20 protein-coding genes and 1 pseudogene are annotated in these 21,263 nt (G+C 69.3%); 16 read left to right on the forward strand and 5 right to left on the reverse strand.

Going from position 1 to position 21,263, the window contains the following annotated elements; genetic code table 11:
- The first annotated feature begins 20 nt into the window (after positions 1 to 20).
- The 9 genes from ACIBK0_RS25565 (at position 21) to ACIBK0_RS25605 (ending at position 8,801) form a co-directional block, all read left to right on the forward strand.
- Positions 21 to 605 carry a PaaI family thioesterase gene (locus ACIBK0_RS25565; protein WP_399084319.1) on the forward strand — a complete coding sequence of 195 codons (585 nt, stop codon included), beginning with the start codon at positions 21 to 23 and terminating at the stop codon, positions 603 to 605.
- Positions 602 to 1,126: a dUTP diphosphatase gene (gene dut, locus ACIBK0_RS25570; RefSeq protein ID WP_399084322.1), complete on the forward strand. Its 525-nt coding sequence runs from the start codon at positions 602 to 604 to the stop codon at positions 1,124 to 1,126. Before ACIBK0_RS25565 ends, dut begins: the two co-directional genes overlap by 4 nt.
- A gap of 1 nt (position 1,127) precedes the next feature.
- Entirely contained in the window at positions 1,128 to 1,892 is a 765-nt protein-coding gene (locus tag ACIBK0_RS25575; protein WP_399084325.1) for a DUF3710 domain-containing protein, read from the forward strand.
- 268 nt (positions 1,893 to 2,160) lie between these two features.
- Positions 2,161 to 3,381, forward strand: coding sequence for an alginate lyase family protein (locus ACIBK0_RS25580; RefSeq protein ID WP_399084534.1), 1,221 nt, complete (start codon positions 2,161 to 2,163; stop codon positions 3,379 to 3,381).
- Between the two features lie 114 nt (positions 3,382 to 3,495).
- A complete protein-coding gene (locus tag ACIBK0_RS25585; RefSeq protein ID WP_399084328.1) occupies positions 3,496 to 4,188 on the forward strand; it encodes an ABC transporter ATP-binding protein in 693 nt (230 codons plus the stop codon).
- 147 nt (positions 4,189 to 4,335) lie between these two features.
- Positions 4,336 to 6,879 carry an ATP-binding protein gene (locus ACIBK0_RS25590; RefSeq protein ID WP_399084331.1) on the forward strand — a complete coding sequence of 848 codons (2,544 nt, stop codon included), beginning with the start codon at positions 4,336 to 4,338 and terminating at the stop codon, positions 6,877 to 6,879.
- Positions 6,876 to 7,559: a response regulator gene (locus tag ACIBK0_RS25595; RefSeq protein WP_399084334.1), complete on the forward strand. Its 684-nt coding sequence runs from the start codon at positions 6,876 to 6,878 to the stop codon at positions 7,557 to 7,559. The genes ACIBK0_RS25590 and ACIBK0_RS25595 overlap by 4 nt, the downstream gene beginning before the upstream one ends.
- 90 nt (positions 7,560 to 7,649) lie before the next feature.
- Positions 7,650 to 8,048, forward strand: coding sequence for an OB-fold nucleic acid binding domain-containing protein (locus ACIBK0_RS25600; protein WP_399084337.1), 399 nt, complete (start codon positions 7,650 to 7,652; stop codon positions 8,046 to 8,048).
- Between the two features lie 3 nt (positions 8,049 to 8,051).
- Positions 8,052 to 8,801: a DUF3159 domain-containing protein gene (locus ACIBK0_RS25605; protein WP_399084340.1), complete on the forward strand. Its 750-nt coding sequence runs from the start codon at positions 8,052 to 8,054 to the stop codon at positions 8,799 to 8,801.
- Between the two features lie 173 nt (positions 8,802 to 8,974).
- On the opposite strand, the gene ACIBK0_RS25610 is transcribed toward ACIBK0_RS25605, so the two are convergent.
- The gene (locus tag ACIBK0_RS25610) at positions 8,975 to 9,652 is read right to left on the reverse strand and encodes a potassium channel family protein (RefSeq protein WP_399084343.1); all 678 of its coding nucleotides are present in this window, start codon (positions 9,650 to 9,652) and stop codon (positions 8,975 to 8,977) included.
- Positions 9,652 to 10,323, reverse strand: coding sequence for a potassium channel family protein (locus ACIBK0_RS25615; protein WP_399084346.1), 672 nt, complete (start codon positions 10,321 to 10,323; stop codon positions 9,652 to 9,654). Before ACIBK0_RS25615 ends, ACIBK0_RS25610 begins: the two co-directional genes overlap by 1 nt.
- A 412-nt stretch (positions 10,324 to 10,735) precedes the next feature.
- Between ACIBK0_RS25615 and ACIBK0_RS25620 the strand changes: the two genes are divergently transcribed.
- Both ACIBK0_RS25620 and ACIBK0_RS25625 read left to right on the forward strand, forming a co-directional pair.
- A complete protein-coding gene (locus tag ACIBK0_RS25620; RefSeq protein ID WP_399084349.1) occupies positions 10,736 to 12,829 on the forward strand; it encodes an APC family permease in 2,094 nt (697 codons plus the stop codon).
- 169 nt (positions 12,830 to 12,998) lie between these two features.
- A complete protein-coding gene (locus ACIBK0_RS25625; protein ID WP_399084352.1) occupies positions 12,999 to 14,327 on the forward strand; it encodes a class I SAM-dependent RNA methyltransferase in 1,329 nt (442 codons plus the stop codon).
- A gap of 540 nt (positions 14,328 to 14,867) precedes the next feature.
- Here the strand turns inward: ACIBK0_RS25625 and ACIBK0_RS25630 are convergent.
- From ACIBK0_RS25630 to ACIBK0_RS25640, 3 genes and pseudogenes are all read right to left on the reverse strand, one after another.
- On the reverse strand, positions 14,868 to 15,926 hold the full coding sequence (locus ACIBK0_RS25630; RefSeq protein ID WP_399084355.1) for a zinc-dependent alcohol dehydrogenase family protein: 1,059 nt from the start codon (positions 15,924 to 15,926) through the stop codon (positions 14,868 to 14,870).
- Between the two features lie 330 nt (positions 15,927 to 16,256).
- Positions 16,257 to 16,724, reverse strand: a complete 468-nt coding sequence (locus ACIBK0_RS25635) for a hypothetical protein (protein ID WP_399084358.1) — start codon at positions 16,722 to 16,724, stop codon at positions 16,257 to 16,259.
- A gap of 246 nt (positions 16,725 to 16,970) precedes the next feature.
- Positions 16,971 to 17,204 (reverse strand): annotated as a pseudogene (locus tag ACIBK0_RS25640) (hypothetical protein); the annotation flags it as partial.
- 364 nt (positions 17,205 to 17,568) lie between these two features.
- Here ACIBK0_RS25640 and ACIBK0_RS25645 point away from each other — a divergent pair.
- The 5 genes from ACIBK0_RS25645 to ACIBK0_RS25665 are packed head-to-tail and all read left to right on the forward strand — an operon-like array spanning position 17,569 to position 21,258.
- On the forward strand, positions 17,569 to 18,354 hold the full coding sequence (locus ACIBK0_RS25645; protein ID WP_399084361.1) for an SDR family NAD(P)-dependent oxidoreductase: 786 nt from the start codon (positions 17,569 to 17,571) through the stop codon (positions 18,352 to 18,354).
- Between the two features lie 42 nt (positions 18,355 to 18,396).
- A complete protein-coding gene (locus ACIBK0_RS25650; protein WP_399084364.1) occupies positions 18,397 to 18,729 on the forward strand; it encodes a darcynin family protein in 333 nt (110 codons plus the stop codon).
- 51 nt (positions 18,730 to 18,780) lie between these two features.
- Entirely contained in the window at positions 18,781 to 19,350 is a 570-nt protein-coding gene (locus tag ACIBK0_RS25655) for an NADPH-dependent FMN reductase (RefSeq protein ID WP_399084367.1), read from the forward strand.
- The gene (locus tag ACIBK0_RS25660) at positions 19,347 to 20,873 is read left to right on the forward strand and encodes an FAD-dependent monooxygenase (RefSeq protein WP_399084370.1); all 1,527 of its coding nucleotides are present in this window, start codon (positions 19,347 to 19,349) and stop codon (positions 20,871 to 20,873) included. Before ACIBK0_RS25655 ends, ACIBK0_RS25660 begins: the two co-directional genes overlap by 4 nt.
- Positions 20,874 to 20,928: 55 nt before the next feature.
- Entirely contained in the window at positions 20,929 to 21,258 is a 330-nt protein-coding gene (locus tag ACIBK0_RS25665) for a TcmI family type II polyketide cyclase (protein WP_399084537.1), read from the forward strand.
- Positions 21,259 to 21,263: the final 5 nt, after the last annotated feature.

Here is a 21,263-nt window from a genome sequence, read left to right on the forward strand (position 1 = left end):
CGCGGGTAAGGTCTGCGGCTGTGAGTGGTACTTCCGCAGCTCTGACACCCCCCGCAGACGCCGTCGCGCCGGTGCGGCACCCCGACGCGCCCGCTCCCGGCGAGCTCCTCGGGGCCCACTACGAACACTGTTTCGGATGTGGCGGGGAGCAGCCTCATGGACTGCACCTGGAGGCCCGCGCCGGGGACGGTGTCCGGATCACGGCGGAGTTCACCGTGCGGCCCGCCCACCAGGGCGCCCCGGGTCTCGCGCACGGCGGCGTTCTCGCCACCGCGCTGGACGAGACGCTCGGTTCGCTGAACTGGCTGCTGCGCACGATCGCCGTGACGGGACGGCTGGAGACCGACTTCCGGCGCCCCGTGCCCGTCGGCACCGTGCTCCACCTGGAGGCCGAGGTCACCGCCGTGGCCGGGCGGAAGATCTATTCCACCGCCACCGGGCGGCTCGGCGGTCCCGACGGACCCGTCGCCGTCCGCGCCGACGCCCTCTTCGTCGAGGTGAAGGTCGACCACTTCATCGACAACGGCCGCCCGGAGGAGATCCGGGCCGCCATGAGCGACCCGGACCAGAGCCGGCGCGCCCGCGCCTTCGAGGTGAACCCGTGACGAGTCAGCCCCGTCAGGAAATCGCCGTACTGATCCGGCGCGTCGACCCGGAAGTCCCGCTTCCCGAGTACGCGCTCCCCGGTGACGCGGGAGCCGATCTGCGCACCACCGAGAGCCGCGAACTGAAGCCGGGTGAGCGGGCGGTTCTGCCCACGGGAGTGTCCATCGCGCTGCCCGAGGGGTACGCGGCCTTCGTGCACCCGCGTTCCGGGCTCGCTGCCCGCTGCGGTGTCGCCCTGGTGAATGCCCCGGGGACGGTGGATGCCGGGTACCGTGGGGAGATCAAGGTGATCGTGGTGAATCTCGACCCGCACGAGTCCGTGCGGTTCGAGCGCTTCGACCGGATTGCCCAACTGGTCGTACAGCAGGTCGAGAAGGTCCGCTTCCAGGAGGTCGAGGAGCTTCCCGACTCGGCGCGTGCCGCAGGGGGCTTCGGTTCCACTGGAGGTCATGCCGCCGTGGGCAGCACAACGGGTGGGAATCGATACGCTTCGGTCGTATCCGACCGGGAAGGACAGTGACGTGTTCGGACGTCGCAAGAAGGGCAGTGCCGCCGAGGATGCGGCGGGCGAGGCCGAGCAGGTCGTCGACGAGTTCGACACTGAGGCGGACGAAGAAGCCGAGCGCGAGCGCGTGCGGCTCGAGCCCGAGCCTCGGCCCGATGGGCCCTGGGACAGCTCCGAGGTCCGCGATCCGGCCGAGGGCCGGGTGGACCTGGGTGGTCTCTTCGTGCCCGGAGTCGACGGCATGGAGCTGCGGGTCGAGGTCGCGGGCGACGCCATCGTCGCGGCCACCGTCGTCCTGAAGGACAGCGCCATCCAGCTGCAGGCCTTCGCCGCTCCCAAGCGCGAGGGCATCTGGGGCGAGGTGCGCGAGGAGATCGCCTCCGGCATCACCCAGCAGGGCGGTGTCATCGATGAGGTCGAGGGCCCGCTGGGCTGGGAACTGCGGGCGCAGGTGCCGGTGCAGCTGCCGGACGGCACGGGCGGCTTCCAGGTCGTGCGGTTCGTGGGCGTGGACGGCCCCCGCTGGTTCCTGCGCGGAGTGATCTCCGGGCAGGGCGCGGTACAGCCGCAGGCCGCGGGTCTGCTTGAGCAGATCTTCCGGGACGCGGTGGTCGTTCGTGGTGAGGGTCCGATGGCCCCCCGTGACCCGATCGTCCTGAAGCTGCCGGACGACGCGCAGATGGTGGCCGAGGGGGTCCAGCAGGAGGAGCAGAGCGGTTCTCGCTTCTCCGGCGGCATGGGGCAGCTGCAGCGCGGACCGGAGATCACCGAGGTCCGCTGACGCGCGAGACGAAACGCCTCGGGCTCACACGAGCTGCATGACGCACGTGGTGGGTCCACACATGAGTGGGGCCGTACTCCCTTTTCCGGGGAGTGCGGCCCTTTCGTATACCCGGCGTCGGCCAAGTTCTCATCCGTGAACGGCAGTTGAGCTGCGGGTCTTTCTTCAGGCCTTGACGGAAGTCTGGTCTGTACCTATGGTCACCGGCCAACGCGTGCGTTCAGTCCCCAGCGTGTCGTTCACATACGAGAACGGATGGCACCCCCACATGCCCGACACCCCCACAGTCCACCGGCGGAGACGACGCCCGGCCCTCCTCGTCACCGTCGCCGCCGCGACCACCGCCCTGATCGCCGGATTCCTCTCCTGGCCGGGCGCGCACCAGGCCGAGGCCGCCCCCACCACGTTCGTGCACCCCGGAGTCACTGTCTCCAGGAGTCAGTTGGACTTCGTCCGCAGCAAGGTCAACGCCGGCGCCCAGCCCTGGAAGGGTGCCTACGACCAGATGATGGCGAGCAAGTACGCCTCGCTGAGCCGCACCGCCACGCCTCGCGCGACCGTCGAGTGCGGCTCGTACTCCAACCCCAACTACGGCTGCACCGACGAGCGCGAGGACGCGATAGCGGCGTACACCGACGCGCTCGCCTGGTACATCACCCGCGACGAGCGGTACGCGAAGAAGTCGATCGAGCTGATGGATGCCTGGTCGGCGGTGATCAAGGACCACACCAACAGCAACGCGCCGCTGCAGACCGGCTGGGCGGCCTCCTCGTGGCCCAAGGCCGCCGAGATCATCAAGTACACGTACACCGGCACGTGGACCAACTCCGGCCGCTTCGCGACCATGCTGCGCAACGTCTACCTCCCAGAGATCATCAACGGCTCCAACTCCAACGGCAATTGGGAGCTGTCGATGATGGAGGCCGCCATCGGCATCTCCGTCTTCCTGGAGGACAAGACGTCGTACGACATGGCGATGTCGAAGTTCCGCACGCGGACGGCCGCGTACATCTACCTGTCCACCGACGGCTCCGTGCCGAAGACGGTGCCGAGCCAGAACCTCGACACCACTGCGAAGATCGTCAACTACTGGCAGGGGCAGTCCACCTTCGTCACCGGTCTCACTCAGGAAACCTGCCGCGACCTCACGCACACCGGGTACGGCATCTCCGCCATCTCGCACGTCGCCGAGACCAGCCGGATCCAGGGGCAGGACCTGTACGGCACGGACGTCGGTGAGCGGCTGCGGCAGGCACTCGGCTTCCAGTCCAAGTACCAGCTGGGCGAGACGGTGCCGGGCTGGCTGTGCGGCGGGTCCCTCACACTCGGGCTCGGTCCGATCACCGAGGTCGGCTACAACGCCCTGCACAACCGTCTGGGCATCGCGATGACCAACACCCAGAGGCTGACCGAGCAGAACCGCCCGGCCGGCAGCAACAACCTCTTCGTGGCATGGGAGACGCTGACCCACGGGGACAACCCCAGCTGAGGTGCGCGCGGACAACCCGGGCCGAGCCCCACGGGGACAACCCGAGTCGAGCCGACCCATTGCCCGGCCGGGCGCCCGCTGGACATACTGGCGCCCGGCCGACGGGGGAGGGTCATGAGTCAGGTCGTCACGGACACGATGGTGAGCGTCGAGAACGTCCAGCGCTCGTACGGCACCGGTGCCGCCGCCGTACACGCGCTGCGGGGTGTCTCCTTCGACGTACCGCGCGGCGAACTCGTCGCCCTCAAGGGGCGTTCCGGATCCGGCAAGACGACGCTTCTCAACCTCGTCGGCGGGCTCGACGCGCCGGACGGGGGGCGCATCACCGTCGACGGCCTCGACCTCTCGACGCTCGACGAGAACGGGCTCCTGGGACTGCGCCGCGACCGCATCGGCTTCGTCTTCCAGTCCTTCGGGCTGATCCCCATCCTGACCGCCGCCGAGAACGTCGGCGTTCCGCTGCGGCTGCGCCGGGCCGATCCGCGTGAGCGCGAGGAACGCGTCGAACTCCTGCTCTCCCTCGTCGGTCTCGCCGACCACGCGGCCCAGCGCCCCGGCGAGCTGTCCGGCGGCCAGCAGCAGCGTGTGGCCATCGCCCGTGCCCTCGCCAACAACCCCTCGCTCCTCATCGCCGACGAGCCCACCGGACAGCTCGACGCCGAGACCGGCATCGGCGTGATGGAGCTGCTGCGTGCCGTCGTCCGCAGCGAACACGTCACCGCACTGGTCGCCACCCACGACGCGACTCTGCTGGGTTTGGCCGACCGGGTCCTCGAGCTGAGCGACGGGGAGATCGTCGAGCACTGACGCGGTACGGCGGCGTCGGCCACGGTTCCCGCGCGTCAGGGTTGCGTCAAAGACGCCCCGGAGCGCCCCTGGCACCCCTTTTATCGGAATTCTTGGCCGTAAGGTCGACGCTGCGTACACAGTGGTGACAGGAAGACAATAGGGGTCATGGGACGCGGCAAGCTTCGGATCTACCTCGGTGCGGCACCGGGCGTCGGGAAGACGTACGCGATGCTCTCCGAGGCGCACCGGCGCGTCGAGCGGGGTACCGACTGTGTGGTCGCCTTCGTCGAACACTACAAGCGGCCGCGCACCGAGGTGATGCTGCACGGCCTGGAGCAGGTGCCGCGCAAGGAGCTGGAGTACCGGGGGTCCGTCTTCACCGAGATGGATGTGGACGCCGTACTGGAGCGTGCGCCGGCCGTCGCCCTGGTGGACGAACTCGCGCACACCAATGTCCCCGGTTCGCGCAACGACAAGCGCTGGCAGGACGTGGAGGAGCTGCTGGCGGCCGGTGTGGACGTCGTCTCCACGGTCAACATCCAGCACCTGGAGTCGCTGGGCGATGTCGTCGAGTCGATAACCGGCGTACGGCAGCGCGAGACCGTCCCGGACGAGGTGGTGCGCCGGGCGGACCAGATCGAGCTGGTCGACATGTCGCCCCAGGCGCTGCGGCGGCGGATGGCGCACGGGAACATCTACAAGTCCGACAAGGTCGACGCGGCCCTGTCGAACTACTTCCGGCCCGGCAACCTCACCGCGCTGCGCGAGCTGGCGCTGCTCTGGGTCGCCGACCGGGTCGACGAATACCTGACCGAGTACCGCAGCGAGCACCGGGTCTCGAAGATCTGGGGCTCGCGGGAGCGGATCGTGGTGGGGCTCACGGGCGGTCCGGAAGGGCGCACCCTGATCCGCCGTGCCGCGCGGCTCGCGGAGAAGGGCGCGGGCGGTGAGGTGATGGCCGTCTACATCGCGCGCAGCGACGGGCTCACCTCGGCCTCGCCCAAGGAGCTGGCCGTCCAGCGCACCCTGGCCGAGGACCTGGGCGGAACGTTCCACCATGTCGTCGGGGACGACATTCCGACCTCCCTGCTGGACTTCGCGCGGGGCGTCAACGCCACCCAGATCGTGCTCGGCTCCTCGCGCCGCAAGACCTGGCAGTACGTCTTCGGGCCTGGTGTCGGCGCGACGGTCGCCCGGGAGTCGGGCCCCGACCTGGACGTCCACATCGTCACCCATGGAGAGGTCGCAAAGGGGCGCGGTCTGCCGGTGGCGCGCGGAGCGCGGCTCGGCCGCTCCCGGATCATCTGGGGTTGGCTGGTCGGCGTGGGCGGCCCGGTGATCCTCGCGCTGCTGCTGAACACCGTCGACCTCGGTCTCGCCAACGACATGCTGCTGTTCCTGGCGCTGACGGTGGCGGCGGCCCTGCTCGGCGGTCTCCATCCGGCGCTGGCCTCGGCGGCCTTCGGCTCGCTGCTGCTGAACTACTACTACACGCCGCCTCTGCACCGGCTGACGATCGCCGATCCCAAGAACATCGTCGCCATCGCGATCTTCTTCGGGGTCGCGGTCTCGGTGGCGTCCGTGGTGGACCTGGCGGCCCGCCGCACCCACCAGGCGGCGCATCTGCGTGCCGAGTCGGAGATCCTCTCCTTCCTGGCGGGCAGTGTGCTGCGCGGCGAGACCAGCCTGGAGGCCTTGCTGGAGCGGGTGCGGGAGACCTTCGGGATGGAGTCGGTCGCGCTGCTGGAGCGGGAGAGCGACGTCGAGCCGTGGACGTGCGCGGGCAGTGTGGGTCCGGGGCCCTCGGTCCGTCCCGAGGACGCGGACGTGGACATGCCGGTGGGCGATCACATGGCGATGGCCCTGTCCGGACGCGTGCTGCCGGCCTCGGACCGCCGGGTGCTCGCCGCCTTCGCCGCGCAGGCCGCGGTCGTCCTGGACCGCCGGCGCCTTCAGCAGGAGGCCGACCAGGCACGCGAGCTGGCCGAGGGCAACCGCATCCGGACGGCTCTGCTCGCCGCAGTCAGCCACGACCTGCGCACCCCGCTGGCGGGGATCAAGGCCGCCGTGTCCTCGCTGCGGTCCGACGACGTGGCCTGGTCCGAGGAGGACCGGGCGGAACTCCTCGAAGGCATCGAGGACGGCGCCGACCGCCTCGACCACCTGGTGGGCAACCTGCTGGACATGTCCCGGCTGCAGACCGGCACGGTCGCCCCGCTGATCCGCGAGATCGACCTCGACGAGGTGGTCCCGATGGCGCTCGGCGGGGTCCCCGAGGACAGCGTGGAGATGGAGATCCCGGAGAGCCTGCCGATGGTCGCCGTCGACGCGGGGCTGCTGGAGCGCGCGGTGGCCAACCTCGTGGAGAACGCCGTCAAGTACAGCCCCGCCGACGAGCCGGTCCTGGTGGCCGCGAGCGCCATGGCCGACCGCGTGGAGGTACGGGTGGTCGACCGTGGCCCGGGCGTCCCGGACGAGGCCAAGGACCGCATCTTCGCGCCCTTCCAGCGCTACGGCGACGCCCCGCGCGGCACCGGAGTGGGCCTCGGCCTCGCGGTCGCCCGCGGCTTCGCCGAGTCGATGGGCGGCACCCTCAACGCCGAGGACACCCCCGGCGGCGGACTCACCATGGTGCTCACGGTCCGGGCGGTGGCCGGTCGGCCCGACCTGGCCACGGCAACAGCAGCAGCGGAAAGGCAGGTCTCATGACCCGGGTCCTCGTGGTCGACGACGAGCCGCAGATCACCCGAGCCCTCGTGATCAACCTGAAGGCACGCAAGTACGAGGTCGACGCGGCCCCCGACGGAGCCACCGCGCTCCAGCTCGCCGCCGCCCGGCACCCCGACGTCGTCGTGCTCGACCTCGGCCTGCCCGACATGGACGGCGTCGAGGTGATCAGGGGGCTGCGCGGCTGGACCCGGGTGCCGATCCTGGTGCTGTCCGCCCGACACTCCTCCGACGAGAAGGTCGAGGCGCTCGACGCGGGCGCCGACGACTACGTCACCAAGCCCTTCGGCATGGACGAGTTGCTCGCCCGTCTGCGCGCCGCCGTCCGCCGCACGGAGCCCACCGGGGGCGGCGAGGACGACATGATCGTCGAGACCGAGGACTTCACCGTCGATCTGGCCGCCAAGAAGGTCAACCGCGCCGGTCGCGATGTCCGCCTGACTCCCACGGAGTGGCACCTCCTGGAGGTCCTCGTGCGCAACACGGGCCGCCTGGTCAGCCAGAAGCAGCTGCTCCAGGAGGTGTGGGGCCCGTCGTACGGCACGGAGACGAACTATCTCCGGGTCTACATGGCACAGCTGCGCCGCAAGCTGGAGGTGGACCCCTCACATCCGCGGCACTTCATCACGGAGCCCGGGATGGGATACCGGTTCGAGGGGTGACCCGGGCCTTCCCGGGAGAGAAGTGATCGGTGATCGAGAGGGCGGTGCCGCGGGTACGTCGCCGTCGGCGCACCCCGGTACGCTTTCGGTATGAGTGCTGTTCCTCGTTCCGAAAAGCCGGCGGGCCGGTTCCGGCGCATGATAGACCGGCTCTCCTCGTCCCAGGAGGACCTGGAGTCCGAGGAGCTGCGCGAGGACACCGAGACCGCGGGCTGCACGCGCATCGGTGACTGCCACGACCGACAGATCGTCACGGTTACTGGTACCTTGCGCACGGTCACTCTGCGACCACGGGCCGGTGTCCCGGCCCTGGAGGCCGAGCTGTTCGACGGCTCGGCCGCCCTGGACGTGGTCTGGCTCGGCCGGCGTTCCATCGTCGGGATCGAGCCGGGGCGCAAGCTGATCGCATCGGGCCGCATTTCGATGAGCCGGGGCCGTAGGGTGCTGTTCAACCCGAAGTACGAACTCAGACCGCTTGGACGGGAGTAGCCGGTGACGTCGCTCGACAAGCCGACCGAAGACGCCCAGCAGGATTCGCGGGCGGTGACCGAGGCCGCGCTCTTCGAGGCGTTCGGTGGCGTGCGCGGCATGGTCGAGACGGTGGTGCCCGGCCTCCTCTTCGTCACCATCTTCACGATCAACAAGGACCTGCACTGGTCGGCGATCGCCGCCCTCGGAGTGTCCCTGCTGCTCGTCGTGGTCCGCCTCGTGAAGCGGGACACCGTCAAGCACGCCTTCAGCGGCGTCTTCGGCGTCGCCTTCGGCGTGGTCTTCGCGATGATGACGGGCAATGCGAAGGACTTCTACCTGCCGGGCATGCTCTACACGCTCGGTCTGGCCATCGCCTACATCGTCACGACCCTCGCGGGCGTCCCGCTGATCGGCCTGATCCTGGGCCCGGTCTTCAAGGAGAACCTCTCCTGGCGCACCCGTAACCCCGGTCGCAAGAAGGCGTACGCGAAGGCGAGTTGGGCCTGGGGCCTGATCCTGCTCGCCAAGTGCGCGGTCCTCTTCCCGCTCTACTGGTGGGCCGACACCACCAAGTTCGGCTGGATTTTGATCGCCCTCAAGATTCCGCCGTTCCTGCTCGCCGTCTGGCTGACCTGGGTCTTCCTGGCCAAGGCGCCCGCCCCCATCGACGTGTTCGCCGAGATGGAGGCCGAGGAGAAGGCGGAGAAGGAGCGGGCGGCTGCCGCCGAGGGGAACGAGACGACTGCGGGCCGACACCGTCGAGGGGCGTAATCGGCGACGGTATCGGCGCCGCGGGGGGTTCGGCTCCCAGACCCCTGTATCGGCTTCAACGGTCTGTCCTCCCCGTATCGGCTTGCACGGCCTGTCCTGGAGCGCCGGGCTGTCGTACGAAAAGGGGGCACCCGGAGATATCTCCGGGTGCCCCCTTTTCGTACGACAGCCGATCAGCTCGTCGCGTCCTCGCGGCGCACCGACAGCAGGTCCTCCAGCTGCTCCTCGCGGGCCTGCGCGGCCACGAAGAGGAGTTCGTCGCCCGCCTCCAGGGAGTCCTCCTGGGAGGGGGTGAGGACGCGGGTGCCCCGGATGATGGTCACCAGGGAGGTGTCCTCGGGCCACTCGACGTCGCCCACCGTCGTACCGGCCAGGGCCGACTCCGGAGGCAGGGTCAGCTCGACGAGGTTGGCGTCGCCGTGGCTGAAGCGGAGCAGGCGGACGAGGTCGCCGACGCTGACGGCCTCCTCGACCAGGGCCGACATCAGGCGCGGGGTGGAGACGGCGACGTCGACGCCCCAGGCCTCGTTGAACAGCCATTCGTTCTTGGGGTTGTTGACGCGGGCGACGACCCGCGGGACCCCGTACTCGGTCTTCGCGAGCAGGGAGACGACGAGGTTGACCTTGTCGTCACCCGTGGCCGCGATGACCACGTTGCAGCGCTGCAGCGCCGCCTCGTCCAGGGAGGTGATCTCGCAGGCGTCGGCGAGCAGCCACTCCGCCTGCGGGACGCGCTCGACCGAGATGGCGGTCGGCGCCTTGTCGATCAGCAGGACCTCGTGGCCGTTCTCCAGGAGCTCGCCCGCGATCGAGCGGCCCACGGCGCCGGCACCGGCAATGGCGACCCTCATCAGTGACCGGCCTCCTCTTCAGGGCCCTTGGCGAATGCCGCCTCGACCTTGTCCACCTCGTCGGCGCGCATCATCACGTGCACCAGGTCGCCCTCCTGCAGCACCGTCTGGGAGGAGGGCAGGATCGCCTCGCCCAGCCGGGTGAGGAAGGCCACGCGCACGCCCGTCTCGTCCTGGAGCCGGCTGATCTTGTGGCCGACCCAGCCGGCGGAGGTGTGTACCTCGGCGAGCTGAACGCCGCCGGTGGGGTCGCGCCACAGCGGCTCCGCGCCCGAGGGCAGCAGCCGGCGCAGCATCTGGTCGGCCGTCCAGCGGACGGTGGCGACGGTCGGGATGCCGAGGCGCTGGTAGACCTCGGCGCGGCGGGGGTCGTAGATGCGCGCCGCGACGTTCTCGATGCCGAACATCTCGCGGGCCACCCGGGCGGCGATGATGTTCGAGTTGTCACCGCTGGAGACCGCGGCGAACGCGCCTGCCTCCTCGATGCCCGCCTCGCGCAGGGTGTCCTGGTCGAAGCCGACGCCGGTGACACGACGGCCGCCGAACCCGGAGCCCAGTCGTCGGAAGGCGGTGGGGTCCTGGTCGATCACGGCGACCGTGTGCCCCTGTTGCTCCAGGGTCTGGGCAAGAGCGGAACCCACTCTTCCGCAGCCCATGATGACGATGTGCACGACCGTCCTTCCGAATGTGAATGGTTACGCTCAGGCTAAACAGGGTCTCAGACCGCCGCCCAAGCTACACACGCGCGGTCCGTCGAGGGCACCCCTGTGCACGTTCGCCTGCGGGTTTTCCTCGGCCGGCCGGGAACGGGCAGATCAGCGGCGTGTGATGCTGCGAACGCTGGCGATGGTCAGGATTCCGAGGCCGATGAGACCTGCGGTGGCGCCGATGAGCTCAGCGGTGGCGTGCATGGAACCTCCAGAACCGGGCAGGTTGGGGACTTTTGTCATATAGGCATGCGGATGTCCCCGGCTACGGAATCCGCAGCCGGAGCCGGCCCGGTTTTCACTCGGAGAGCAGATCGGAAGCTCATGCGGGACGGCGGGTGGGCGACCCCGCGTTCGAACGCTTACGATCCTCTGCGTGTCCAAACTGACCGACGTGCCCAAACGGATCCTGATCGGGCGCGCACTGCGCAGTGATCGGCTCGGGGAAACGCTCCTGCCGAAGCGCATCGCACTCCCCGTCTTCGCTTCCGACCCGCTCTCCTCCGTGGCCTACGCACCCGGAGAAGTGCTGCTGGTCCTCTCCATCGCGGGCGTGTCGGCCTACCACTTCAGCCCCTGGATCGCCCTCGCGGTCGTCGTGCTGATGTTCACGGTGGTCGCCTCCTACCGGCAGAACGTGCACGCGTACCCGAGCGGCGGCGGCGACTACGAGGTGGCCAACACCAACCTCGGTCCCAAGGCCGGACTCACCGTCGCCAGCGCCCTGCTCGTCGACTACGTCCTCACCGTCGCCGTCTCCATCGCCTCCGGCATCGAGAACCTCGGCTCGGCGATCCCCTTCGTGGTCGAACACAAGGTCGCCTGCGCGGTGGCTGTCATCGTGCTGCTCACGCTGATGAACCTGCGCGGAGTCAAGGAGTCCGGAAAGCTCTTCGCGATTCCGACGTATGTCTTCGTGGCGGGCGTCTTCATCATGATCGCGTGGGGCGCCTTCCGCGGACTCGTCCTCGACGACACCATGCGGGCGCCCACCGCCGACTACCACATCAAGGCCGAGCACCAGGGACTCGCGGGCTTCGCCCTCGTCTTCCTGCTGCTGCGCGCCTTCTCCTCCGGCTGTGCCGCGCTCACCGGCGTCGAGGCCATTTCCAACGGCGTCCCCGCCTTCCGCAAGCCGAAGTCGAAGAACGCCGCGACCACCCTCGCGATGATGGGCCTGCTGGCCGTCACCATGTTCTGCGGCATCATCGCCCTGGCCATGACGACCAAGGTCCGGATGGCCGAGAACCCGGGCACCGACCTGATCCACAACGGCGTCGCGGTCGGTGCGGACTACGTCCAGAATCCGGTGATCTCGCAGGTCGCCGAGGCCGTCTTCGGCAAGGGCAGCTTCCTGTTCATCGTGCTGGCCGCCGCCACCGCGCTGGTCCTGTTCCTGGCCGCCAACACCGCGTACAACGGTTTCCCGCTGCTCGGCTCGATCCTCGCCCAGGACCGCTACCTCCCGCGCCAGCTGCACACCCGCGGCGACCGCCTCGCCTTCTCGAACGGCATCGTGCTGCTCGCCGGCGCGGCCATGCTCCTGGTCGTGATCTACGGGGCGGACTCGACGCGCCTCATCCAGCTCTACATCGTCGGGGTGTTCGTCTCCTTCACGCTCAGCCAGACCGGCATGGTGCGGCACTGGAACCGCCACCTCGCCGTCGAGAAGGACCAGGCCAAGAGGCGCCACATGGTCCGCTCGCGGGCGATCAACGCCTTCGGTGCCTTCTTCACCGGTCTGGTGCTGGTCGTCGTCCTGGTCACCAAGTTCACGCACGGCGCCTGGGTCGCGTTGCTCGGAATGGTGATCTTCTACGCGACGATGAGCGCGATCCGTAAGCACTACGACCGGGTCGCCGAGGAGATCGCCGCGCCCGAGGGCCCCTCCGACGACAGCGTCCGCCCCTCCCGCGTCCACTCCGTCGTCCTGATCTCCAAGATCCACCGCCCGACGCTGCGCGCCCTCGCCTACGCCAAGCTGCTGCGCTCCGACACCCTCGAAGCGCTCAGCGTCAACGTCGACCCGGCCGAGACCAAGGCCCTGCGCGAGGAGTGGGAACGGCGTGGCATCGCCGTACCGCTGAAGGTCCTCGACTCGCCCTACCGCGAGATCACGCGGCCGATCATCGAGTACGTGAAGGGCCTGCGCAAGGAGTCGCCACGCGACGCGGTCTCCGTGATCATCCCCGAGTACGTGGTCGGCCACTGGTACGAGCACCTGCTGCACAACCAGAGTGCCCTGCGCCTCAAGGGCCGGCTCCTGTTCACGCCCGGCGTCATGGTGACCTCCGTGCCCTACCAGCTGGAGTCCTCCGAGGCGGCGAAGCTGCGGGCCCGCAAGCGTCAGGACTGGAACGCGCCGGGTGCGGTGCGCCGGGGTCCGGCGGAGGAGCGGCCGAAGGAGCCCTCGGCGTCTTCGTCCTCATCCGGCCCGTCGTCGGGACCCTCGGGTTCTACCAAACCCTGACGTATTCCGGTACTTCGCATCGCTGACGGATCCAGGTTCTTGGGGGAGCTCGCGGATCCGGGTGCTCCGAAGGGCTGACCCACTGGTGTCGATCGGCCGGGCGGCGTCCACGTAGACTGGTGGGCTGTTGTCCGGCCGTTCCCCTTTTCTCATCTGGAGTCACCCCACCATGCAGGCAGAACCGAAGAAGTCGCTGGTGGGGGAGGAGTACGAGGTCGAGATCGGTCCCGTCGCGCACGGCGGGCACTGCATCGCCCGTACGACCGAGGGCCAGGTCCTGTTCGTCCGGCACGCCCTACCCGGCGAGCGCGTCGTCGCGCGCGTGACCGAGGGCGAGGAGGGCGCGCGCTTCCTGCGCGCGGATGCCGTAGACATCCTGGACGCCTCGAAGGACCGCGTCGAGGCCCCCTGCCCGTACGCGGGCCCCGGTCGCTGCGGCGGCTGCGACTGGCAGCACGCCAAGCCGGGCGCGCAGCGCCGACTCAAGGGCGAGGTGATCGCCGAGCAGCTGCAGCGCCTCGCGGGGCTCACGCCCGAGGAGGCGGGCTGGGACGGCACGGTGATGCCCGCCGAGGGCGACAAGCTGCCGGCGGGCGAGGTCCCGGCCTGGCGGACACGCGTGCAGTACACCGTGGACGCGGACGGCAACGCCGGGTTGCGTCGCCACCGCTCGCACGACGTCGAGCCGATCGAGCACTGCATGATCGCGGCGCCCGGCGTCAGCGAGCTGGGCATCGAGCAGCGCGACTGGTCCGGGATGGAGTCGATCGAGGCGATCGCCGCGACGGGGTCCCAGGACCGCATGGTGATTCTGGAGCCCAAGCCGGGCGCCCGCCTGCCCCTCGTCGAGCTCGACAGGCCCGTCTCCGTCATGCGAGTCGAGGAGAAGGACGGCGGCATCCACCGCGTCCACGGCCGCGCCTTCGTGCGCGAGCGCGCCGACGGCCGTACGTACCGCGTCGGCAGCGGCGGCTTCTGGCAGGTCCACCCGAAGGCCGCCGACACCCTGGTGCTCGCCGTGATGCAGGGCCTGCTGCCGCGCAAGGGCGAGATGGCGCTCGACCTGTACTGCGGCGTCGGCCTGTTCGCCGGTGCCCTCGCAGACCGCCTCGGCGACAAGGGCGCGGTCCTCGGCATCGAGTCCGGCAAGCGCGCGGTGGAGGACGCCCGCCACAACCTCGCCGGCTTCGACCGTGTCCGCATCGAACAGGGCAAGGTCGAGACGGTCCTCCCGCGCACCGGCATCACCGAGGTCGACCTCATCGTCCTCGACCCGCCGCGCGCCGGCGCCGGCAAGAAGACGGTCGAGCACCTGTCGTCCCTGGGCGCCCGCCGCATCGCGTACGTCGCCTGCGACCCGGCGGCGCTCGCCCGCGACCTGGCGTACTTCCGCGACGGCGGCTACAAGGTGCGGACGCTGCGGGCGTTCGATCTGTTTCCGATGACGCATCACGTGGAGTGCGTGGCTGTTCTTGAGCCCGCTGACAAGGGGCTCTGACCTGGGGTTCTCCTGGGTCGTTCGGGCGCGGCCGGGTACGCTCGACCTGTTTCGTGACGTGCATGACGTGAAGCGCGTCGTATGCCTCAGAACGACGCTGACCTGGCGTTTCTTGACGTTGTGCCGGGACGACGTGTGAACGATCACCGTTTCGGCGCGGACGGCGGCAGGTCGTCCCGACGCTGAGATGACGCTCCTTCTGATGGGCTGTCGCCTTGCGGTCGGACGCATTGAGTGATCTTCTGCCGCCCTGGTCCGCCAGCGCCTGGCGCCCGTATCGACGTCACCGTGTCCGCGGGCCTCAAGGGCGCTTCGGCGACAAGGGCACGTACCCGCTCGGCCTCGGCGCCTTCATGGCAGGCCGTGCCGCCCTCGACCAGGCGGGGCCGGGCGCCCTGAAGCGGTCATCGTGCCCGATCCTAGGTCGCCCCGGTGAGTGCGGTGTTGGTCATGAGTGCACGGCGAGCGAACAGTGGAGGCTTCATCTGGCGGTCCGAATATGCCGTGGCCGCACCGCCATCGCACCAGCAGGGCCGCTTCCTAGCTGCCACGTTCGTCCCGCCCATCATCGAAGACGAACAGTGGCTTGGTGCCGTGTGCGGGTGCTTCGGCGAGCGCGACGGCTTCTGCGAAGGCTTCGAGCGGGAACGGCCGGCCCTGGGGAATGCTCAGCACCCCATCGGCGACGAGACCGCGCACCTGGGCCAGCGCGTGCAGCGCGTCCTCTGGCGAGGCGCTGCCGAACCAGCGGTTCAGCCAGAAGCCACGGACTGTTTTGGTCTCGTAGATGACCGAGCGCGCCTGGAGCGGGATCGTCAGCGCCGCCGGGTCGGTCTGCCGGTGGGTGGAGAGCGCGCCGTAGACCACCAGCTTTCCTCCCGGCGCCAGTGCTTGGGACACTTGGGCGCCGACGGGGCCCGCGACACAGTCGATGGCCTTCCGCACGCCGGCCGGTCCCGCGATCTCAGCGGCACGCTGCACCAGGTCCTCGTCCTCCGTGCAGATGACCTCATTTCCACCGAACGCTTTGATCTCCTCGACAGCAGCACGTCGGCGCACGACATTGATCGTGCGAATCCCCAGATGCCCGGACAGCTGGATTACGAGCCGGCCGACGGTGGAGCCGGCGGCCGTCTGCAACAGCCATTCGCCCGGCTCTACGTCGAGTTCGCGCGTCACCAGGAGAAGCGCGGTCAACGGATTGATGGCGAGTTGGCAGGCGGTGGAGTCGCTCAGCTGGTCGGGGACCGACAGCAGCCTGTGTGTGTCGGCGACGAGGTATTCCTGCCAGGTGCCTGCCACAGGGGGCCCGGGTATAGCCGGGATCGCAGCGGTCACCACGCGCTCACCGACCTTCAGCCCCTCGGTTTGCGAGCCCAGGTCCGCGATACGGCCCACGCACTCCATGTAGCCCCCGACAGCGGGAAACTCTGGCGAGAAGCCGTAACGGCCACGCAGCACGTGCAGATCACTCGCGTGAACCGGGGTCGCCTTCACACGGATCAACGCCTGACCGGCGTCCGGCGTGGGAACAGGCCGGGATTCCAGCCGCAGGACATCGGTGGGCTCGCCAGCCGCTACGGCTACGAGCGCGCGCATGGATCGAGGCATGAGTGGCCTTTCGTCTCTCGGTCCACGAGGAACCCGGCGGACGCTCCAGGCAGAGCGATGCTGGGGTCGGCGCCCTGGCCGGTGCCGAGGCTGTGATCGGCATTGAACTCCTCCAGACCCTTACCGACTCACCCGAGGTGATCATGCAAGTGCTCTGGGCTCAAAGGTCTGCCGAGGCTCGTGCCCCGGACCCGCTCGCTGCGGCACGAGTGCGGACAGGCATCCGTCACTTCACGCTACGCCCAGCTTCGGGAAGGTTCTCGGCGGTGGACCATGACCACGGAGAGAATGCCTGCCGCGCCGATCCAGGACTCCGCATCAGCTGCTCGTGTCGGCGTCGCCGTCATTCGGCGGGTCTCTCTGCCTCCTGCCGTGTGGAGCGGAGTCGTCCCCTTGCTCTTCCAACAGTTCGAGGAGTGCGGCATCCGCCCTTTTCTGATCTTCCTTCGTCAGCTCGATCGGCGCGTTGTTGTAGACGGTGTAGCGATCCGGATCGGTGATGTTGGCGGCCCGCAGGGTGAACGTCAGCAGGCGCCGCCACCGCTTGCGGTGGCCGACTCTCGCTTGCAGTTGGACCTTGAAGTCACGGGCTTCCGGCATGAAGCCGGAAAACGGTGCCGCGAACTCGATGAAGACCTGTTGCGCTTCTCTGCCGAACACGACGAAGCCGGCCGGCAGCTTTGCCTCCTCATCCGGCCCGGGCTGGAGGCGAGACGGTGAGGACACCCACAGCAGTGGCAGGTGGGAGGCGGGCTCGTCTGAGAAGGTCAGGATGAGGTCCTGCACGACTATCGGCTTGGCGCCGGTGTTGTGAAGGATGAGCGGGAGCCGCAGGCGGGCGGTGGAAGAGTGGATGATTGCTGCGAAGGAAGATGCTCAGCTGCGGGAAGCCGTGGAGTCCGTGCAGGGACCGCGGGAACTCGCTGATCACGCGGCGCCGGGCGTCCAGCAGCCGTAGCCCGGGCGCCGGACGGGCGATGGCGGCGAACTCCTCGTGGACGCCGACGCTCTGCAGGACCCTGCGGATTTCGTCCCGGTGGCGGGGTCGGACACGGTGCAGCGGGCGGACAGCGCGGTCTCCAGCGCCTGGACCTGCCAACCCGCGCCTCCAGGCCGACGCGGAGTGCGGTCGCGATGTCCGTCATGGGCGCCGGGTTTTCGCGTGCGACGTCGAGGTCCTGGCTGGGGGCGGTTCACGAGGCGGTGTGCCCGCATGCCGTAACCGCCGGTGAGGACCAGTGGGTACGGGGACCGACGGGAGTGGATGAGGCCCCGAACCGGCCACCGGGCCGCGGTGGCAAGCCTCTTGACAACCTGAGCTTGTCACCGGGCCGCGGTGGCAAGCCACTTGACAATCTGAGCTGCAGTGAAGAACATACATTTCAGATTGGTGATCCTGTGCCCATCGGGAGCCCGCCTCAGTCGCGGCCTTCTCTCCAGGAGCCGATCTCCTTCTCCCCGTGATGACGCGTATGGCAAGGCCCGGTTACCCCCGGGCCTCTTTTCGTTGTGCGCCATGCATGACGTGTGCGACGCGACGACCGCCCCCGCTCGGCGCCCGGCCTCGTCCGCACCGGGGAGAGCCACCACCACCGCGTCCTGGACCGGTGGTCCTACCCGAGGAGGGACATTGGCGAACGGTGCCGGAAAGACCGCTGTGATCACCGGAGCGACCAGTGGCATCGGCCTGGCGATCGCGCATCGGCTGGGCGAGCTCGGCTTCCGGATCTTCCTGTGCGCCCGTAGCGCGGACGCCGTGAAGCTGACGGTCGAGCAGTTGCAGGCCGCGGGCTACGCCGCGGACGGCATCGCCTGCGACGTCCGCTCGGCCGAGCAGGTGCGGGCGATGGTGACCGCGGCGGCCGAGCGTTACGGCAGCATCGACGTCCTCGTCAACAATGCGGGCACCGGTGGCGGCGGCGTCACCGCGGATCTCACCGACGAGGCGTGGGCCAACGTCATCGACACGAACCTCAACAGCGTCTTCCACGTGACGCGCGACGTGCTTTCGATCGGCGGAATGCACGACAAGAGCTGGGGGCGGATCGTCAACATCGCCTCGACCGCCGGGAAGCAGGGCGTGGTGCTCGCCGCTCCGTACTCGGCGTCCAAGCACGGCGTCGTCGGATTCACCAAGTCGCTCGGCAACGAACTGGCGAAGACCGGGATCACCGTGAACGCGGTCTGTCCGGGATACGTGGAGACGCCGATGGCGGAGCGCGTGCGCAGCGGCTACGCCCAGGCGTGGGAGACCACCGAGGAGGACATTCTCCAGAGGTTCGAGGCGAAGATCCCGCTCGGTCGCTATTCGACCGTGACCGAAGTGGCGGGCATGGTCGGCTACCTCGTCAGCGACACCGCGGCCTCGGTGACCTCGCAGGCCATCAACGTGTGCGGCGGCCTGGGCAACTTCTGAGCCCCTTGCTGCCCTTCGGTAACGACCCAAGGAGGACTTCCCGTGAAGTACACCGCGTTCCTCGGCGTCCGGTTCGAACCCGAGTGGTTCCTCATGGACTCCGCTGAGCGGGAGAAGTTCGAGTCCGAGCATGTGTTCCCGATCCTCGCGAAGCACGCGCAGTTCCTGACGATCCGTCCGTTCCGTGCCTCGGCCTTCAGCTCCCGGCACACGAACTTCTTCCTCGTCCACTTCGACGACATCCCCTCGTACGACAGCCTCATCGAGGAGATGCGTGCCCGCCCGCTGATGGCCAACCGGTACGCCACCATCACGGACAACTTCATCGGCATCGAGGCCGCTCACTACACGGAGGGCGAGGAGAAGGCGGCCTGATGGCCTCGGCTCGCTCTACGCCCGACCGAGCACAACGACAGGGGAGCAAGCATGTCCACCATCGGAATCATCCTGGGCAGCAGCCGGCCGGGGCGGCAAGGAGAAGCGGTCGCCCGGTGGGTCCACGACATCGCGAGTGACCGCGACGACGCGACGTACGAACTCATCGACATCGCCGAGGCCGCACTGCCCCACTTCGACGAGGCGATTCCCCCCATGGCGGGCGCGTACGCGCAGCCGCACACCCTCGCCTGGGCCGAGCGGATCGCCCGGCTCGACGGGTTCGTCTTCGTGACGCCCGAGTACAACCACTCCGTGCCCGGCGCGCTGAAGAACGCCATCGACTTCCTGTTCGCCGAATGGGGGAACAAGGCGGCGGGCTTCGTGGGGTACGGGCCGACCGGAGCCATCCGCGCGGTGGAGCACCTGCGCCTGATCATGTCGGAACTCCAGGTCGCCACCGTGCGTGCGCAGGCGGCCCTGACCTTCGCCACGGACTTCGCCGACCGTACGACCTTCCGGCCCGCCAAGGAGAGCCGGGCGGTCGTCGAGCAGGTCCTGGACCAGGTCGTCTCCTGGGCCGAGGCACTGGAGCCCGTCCGCCTCAAGGCGCAGACATGACGACGGGAACGCGCCCGGGCGCCGTGGCCGCGCCGCCGGATGCGCCGGTGATCGTGGTCGGCGGGGGACCCACCGGTCTCATGCTGGCCGGTGAACTCCGCCTCGGTGGTGTGGAGGTGATCGTCCTCGACAAGCTGACCGAGCCGGTCACCGAGTCGCGCGGACTCGGCTTCACCGCCCGGGCCACCGAGGTCTTCGACCAGCGGGGTCTGCTGGACGGCTTCAAGAACCCCGAGATCAGCCCCAAGGGTCACTTCGGCGGCATCCCGATGGACTACGACGTGCTGCCCGGCGGGCACTTCGGGGTGCGCAACGTCGAACAGACCGAGACCGAGGGCGTGCTGACGCGGTGGGCCACCGGCCTCGGGGCCACGATCCGGCGCGGGTACGAGGTCACCGGGGTGAGGCAGTCCGAGGAACTCGTCGCGGTCGAGGTGTCCGGCCCACAGGGCGAGGAGGTGCTGCGCTGCTCCTACCTGGTCGGCGCGGACGGCGGCCGCAGCACCGTGCGGCAGGTCCTGGGGTTCGACTTCCAGGGGCACGACGCGACCTGCGAGATGTTCCTCGCCGACGTCGTGGGCGTCGGCATCCGGCCGCGCTTCATCGGCGAGCGGGTGCGCGGCGGCATGGTGATGGCCGCCAGGCTGAGTGACGACGTGGACCGTGTCATCGTCTGCGAACGCGGCACCGCACCCGCGGAGCGCACCGGTCCGCCCGACTTCCAGGAGGTCGCCGGGACCTGGCGGCGGCTCACCGGTGAGGACATCGGCCACGGTGAGGCCCGGTGGATCAGTTCCTTCACCGACGCCTCCCGGCTCGTCACCGAGTACCGTCGCGGACGGGTGTTCCTGGCCGGCGACGCCGCCCACATCCACCTGCCGGCGGGCGGCCAGGGCCTCAGCGTCGGCGTGCAGGACGCGGTGAACCTGGGGTGGAAACTCGCGGCCGTCGTCAGCGGCCACAGCGACGAGAGCCTGCTCGACACCTACCACCGGGAGCGGCACCCCGTGGGCGAGCGGGTCCTGACCAACACCCGGGCCCAGGGCCTCCTCTACCTCGGCGACAGCGAGGTAGAACCGCTGCGCGCGGTGGTGGGCGAACTGCTGGGCAACCCCGGCGTGGCCCGCCATCTGGCCGGAATGGTCAGCGGCCTCGACATCCGCTACGACATCGGCTCGGGGGAGCACCCCCTGCTCGGACTGCGGATGCCCCCGTGCGAGCTGCTGGTCGGCCAGGACGCCACCACCACGGCGCGCCTGCTGCACCCCGGCCGAGGCGTACTCCTCCAGCTCTCCGACGACCCCGCCCCGGCCGCGATCGCCGAACCGTGGGTGGACCGTGTCGCCGTGGTGTCGGCGATCTGCGCGGACGAACGGCTCACCGGTACGCACGCGGTACTGCTGCGCCCCGACGGCCACATCGCCTGGGCGGCGCCCGACGGAGGGGACCTGGCCGAAGCGCTCGGCACCTGGTTCGGGGTCGCTGACCGCGCCCGGCCGACGGTGCCCGCGGCACGTCGGTGACGAGGCCCGCGGCGACGTCGGTACCGAAGGCACATCCCGACAGAAGGAGACCATGATGCACAGCACCCTGATCGTCGCCCGGATGGATCCGCGCTCGATCGGCGACGTGAGCCGGTTGTTCGGCACGTTCGACCGGACGGACATGCCGGAGCGCATGGGCACGGTGCGCCGACAGCTCTTCAGCTACCAGGGCCTCTACTTCCACCTCCAGGACTTCGAGTCCGAGAACGGCGGCGAGCGGATCGCCGAGGCGCGCTCGCACCCGCTCTTTGTGGGGATCAGCGAAGACCTCAAGGCACACATCGACGCCTACGACCCCGAGACGTGGCGGTCGCCTTCCGACGCGATCGCTCAGCGCTTCTACCACTGGGAGCAGGGCGCGTAAGCGTC

It is taken from the genome of Streptomyces sp. NPDC050564, from assembly GCF_044457265.1.
Classification (GTDB): Bacteria; Actinomycetota; Actinomycetes; order Streptomycetales; family Streptomycetaceae; genus Streptomyces.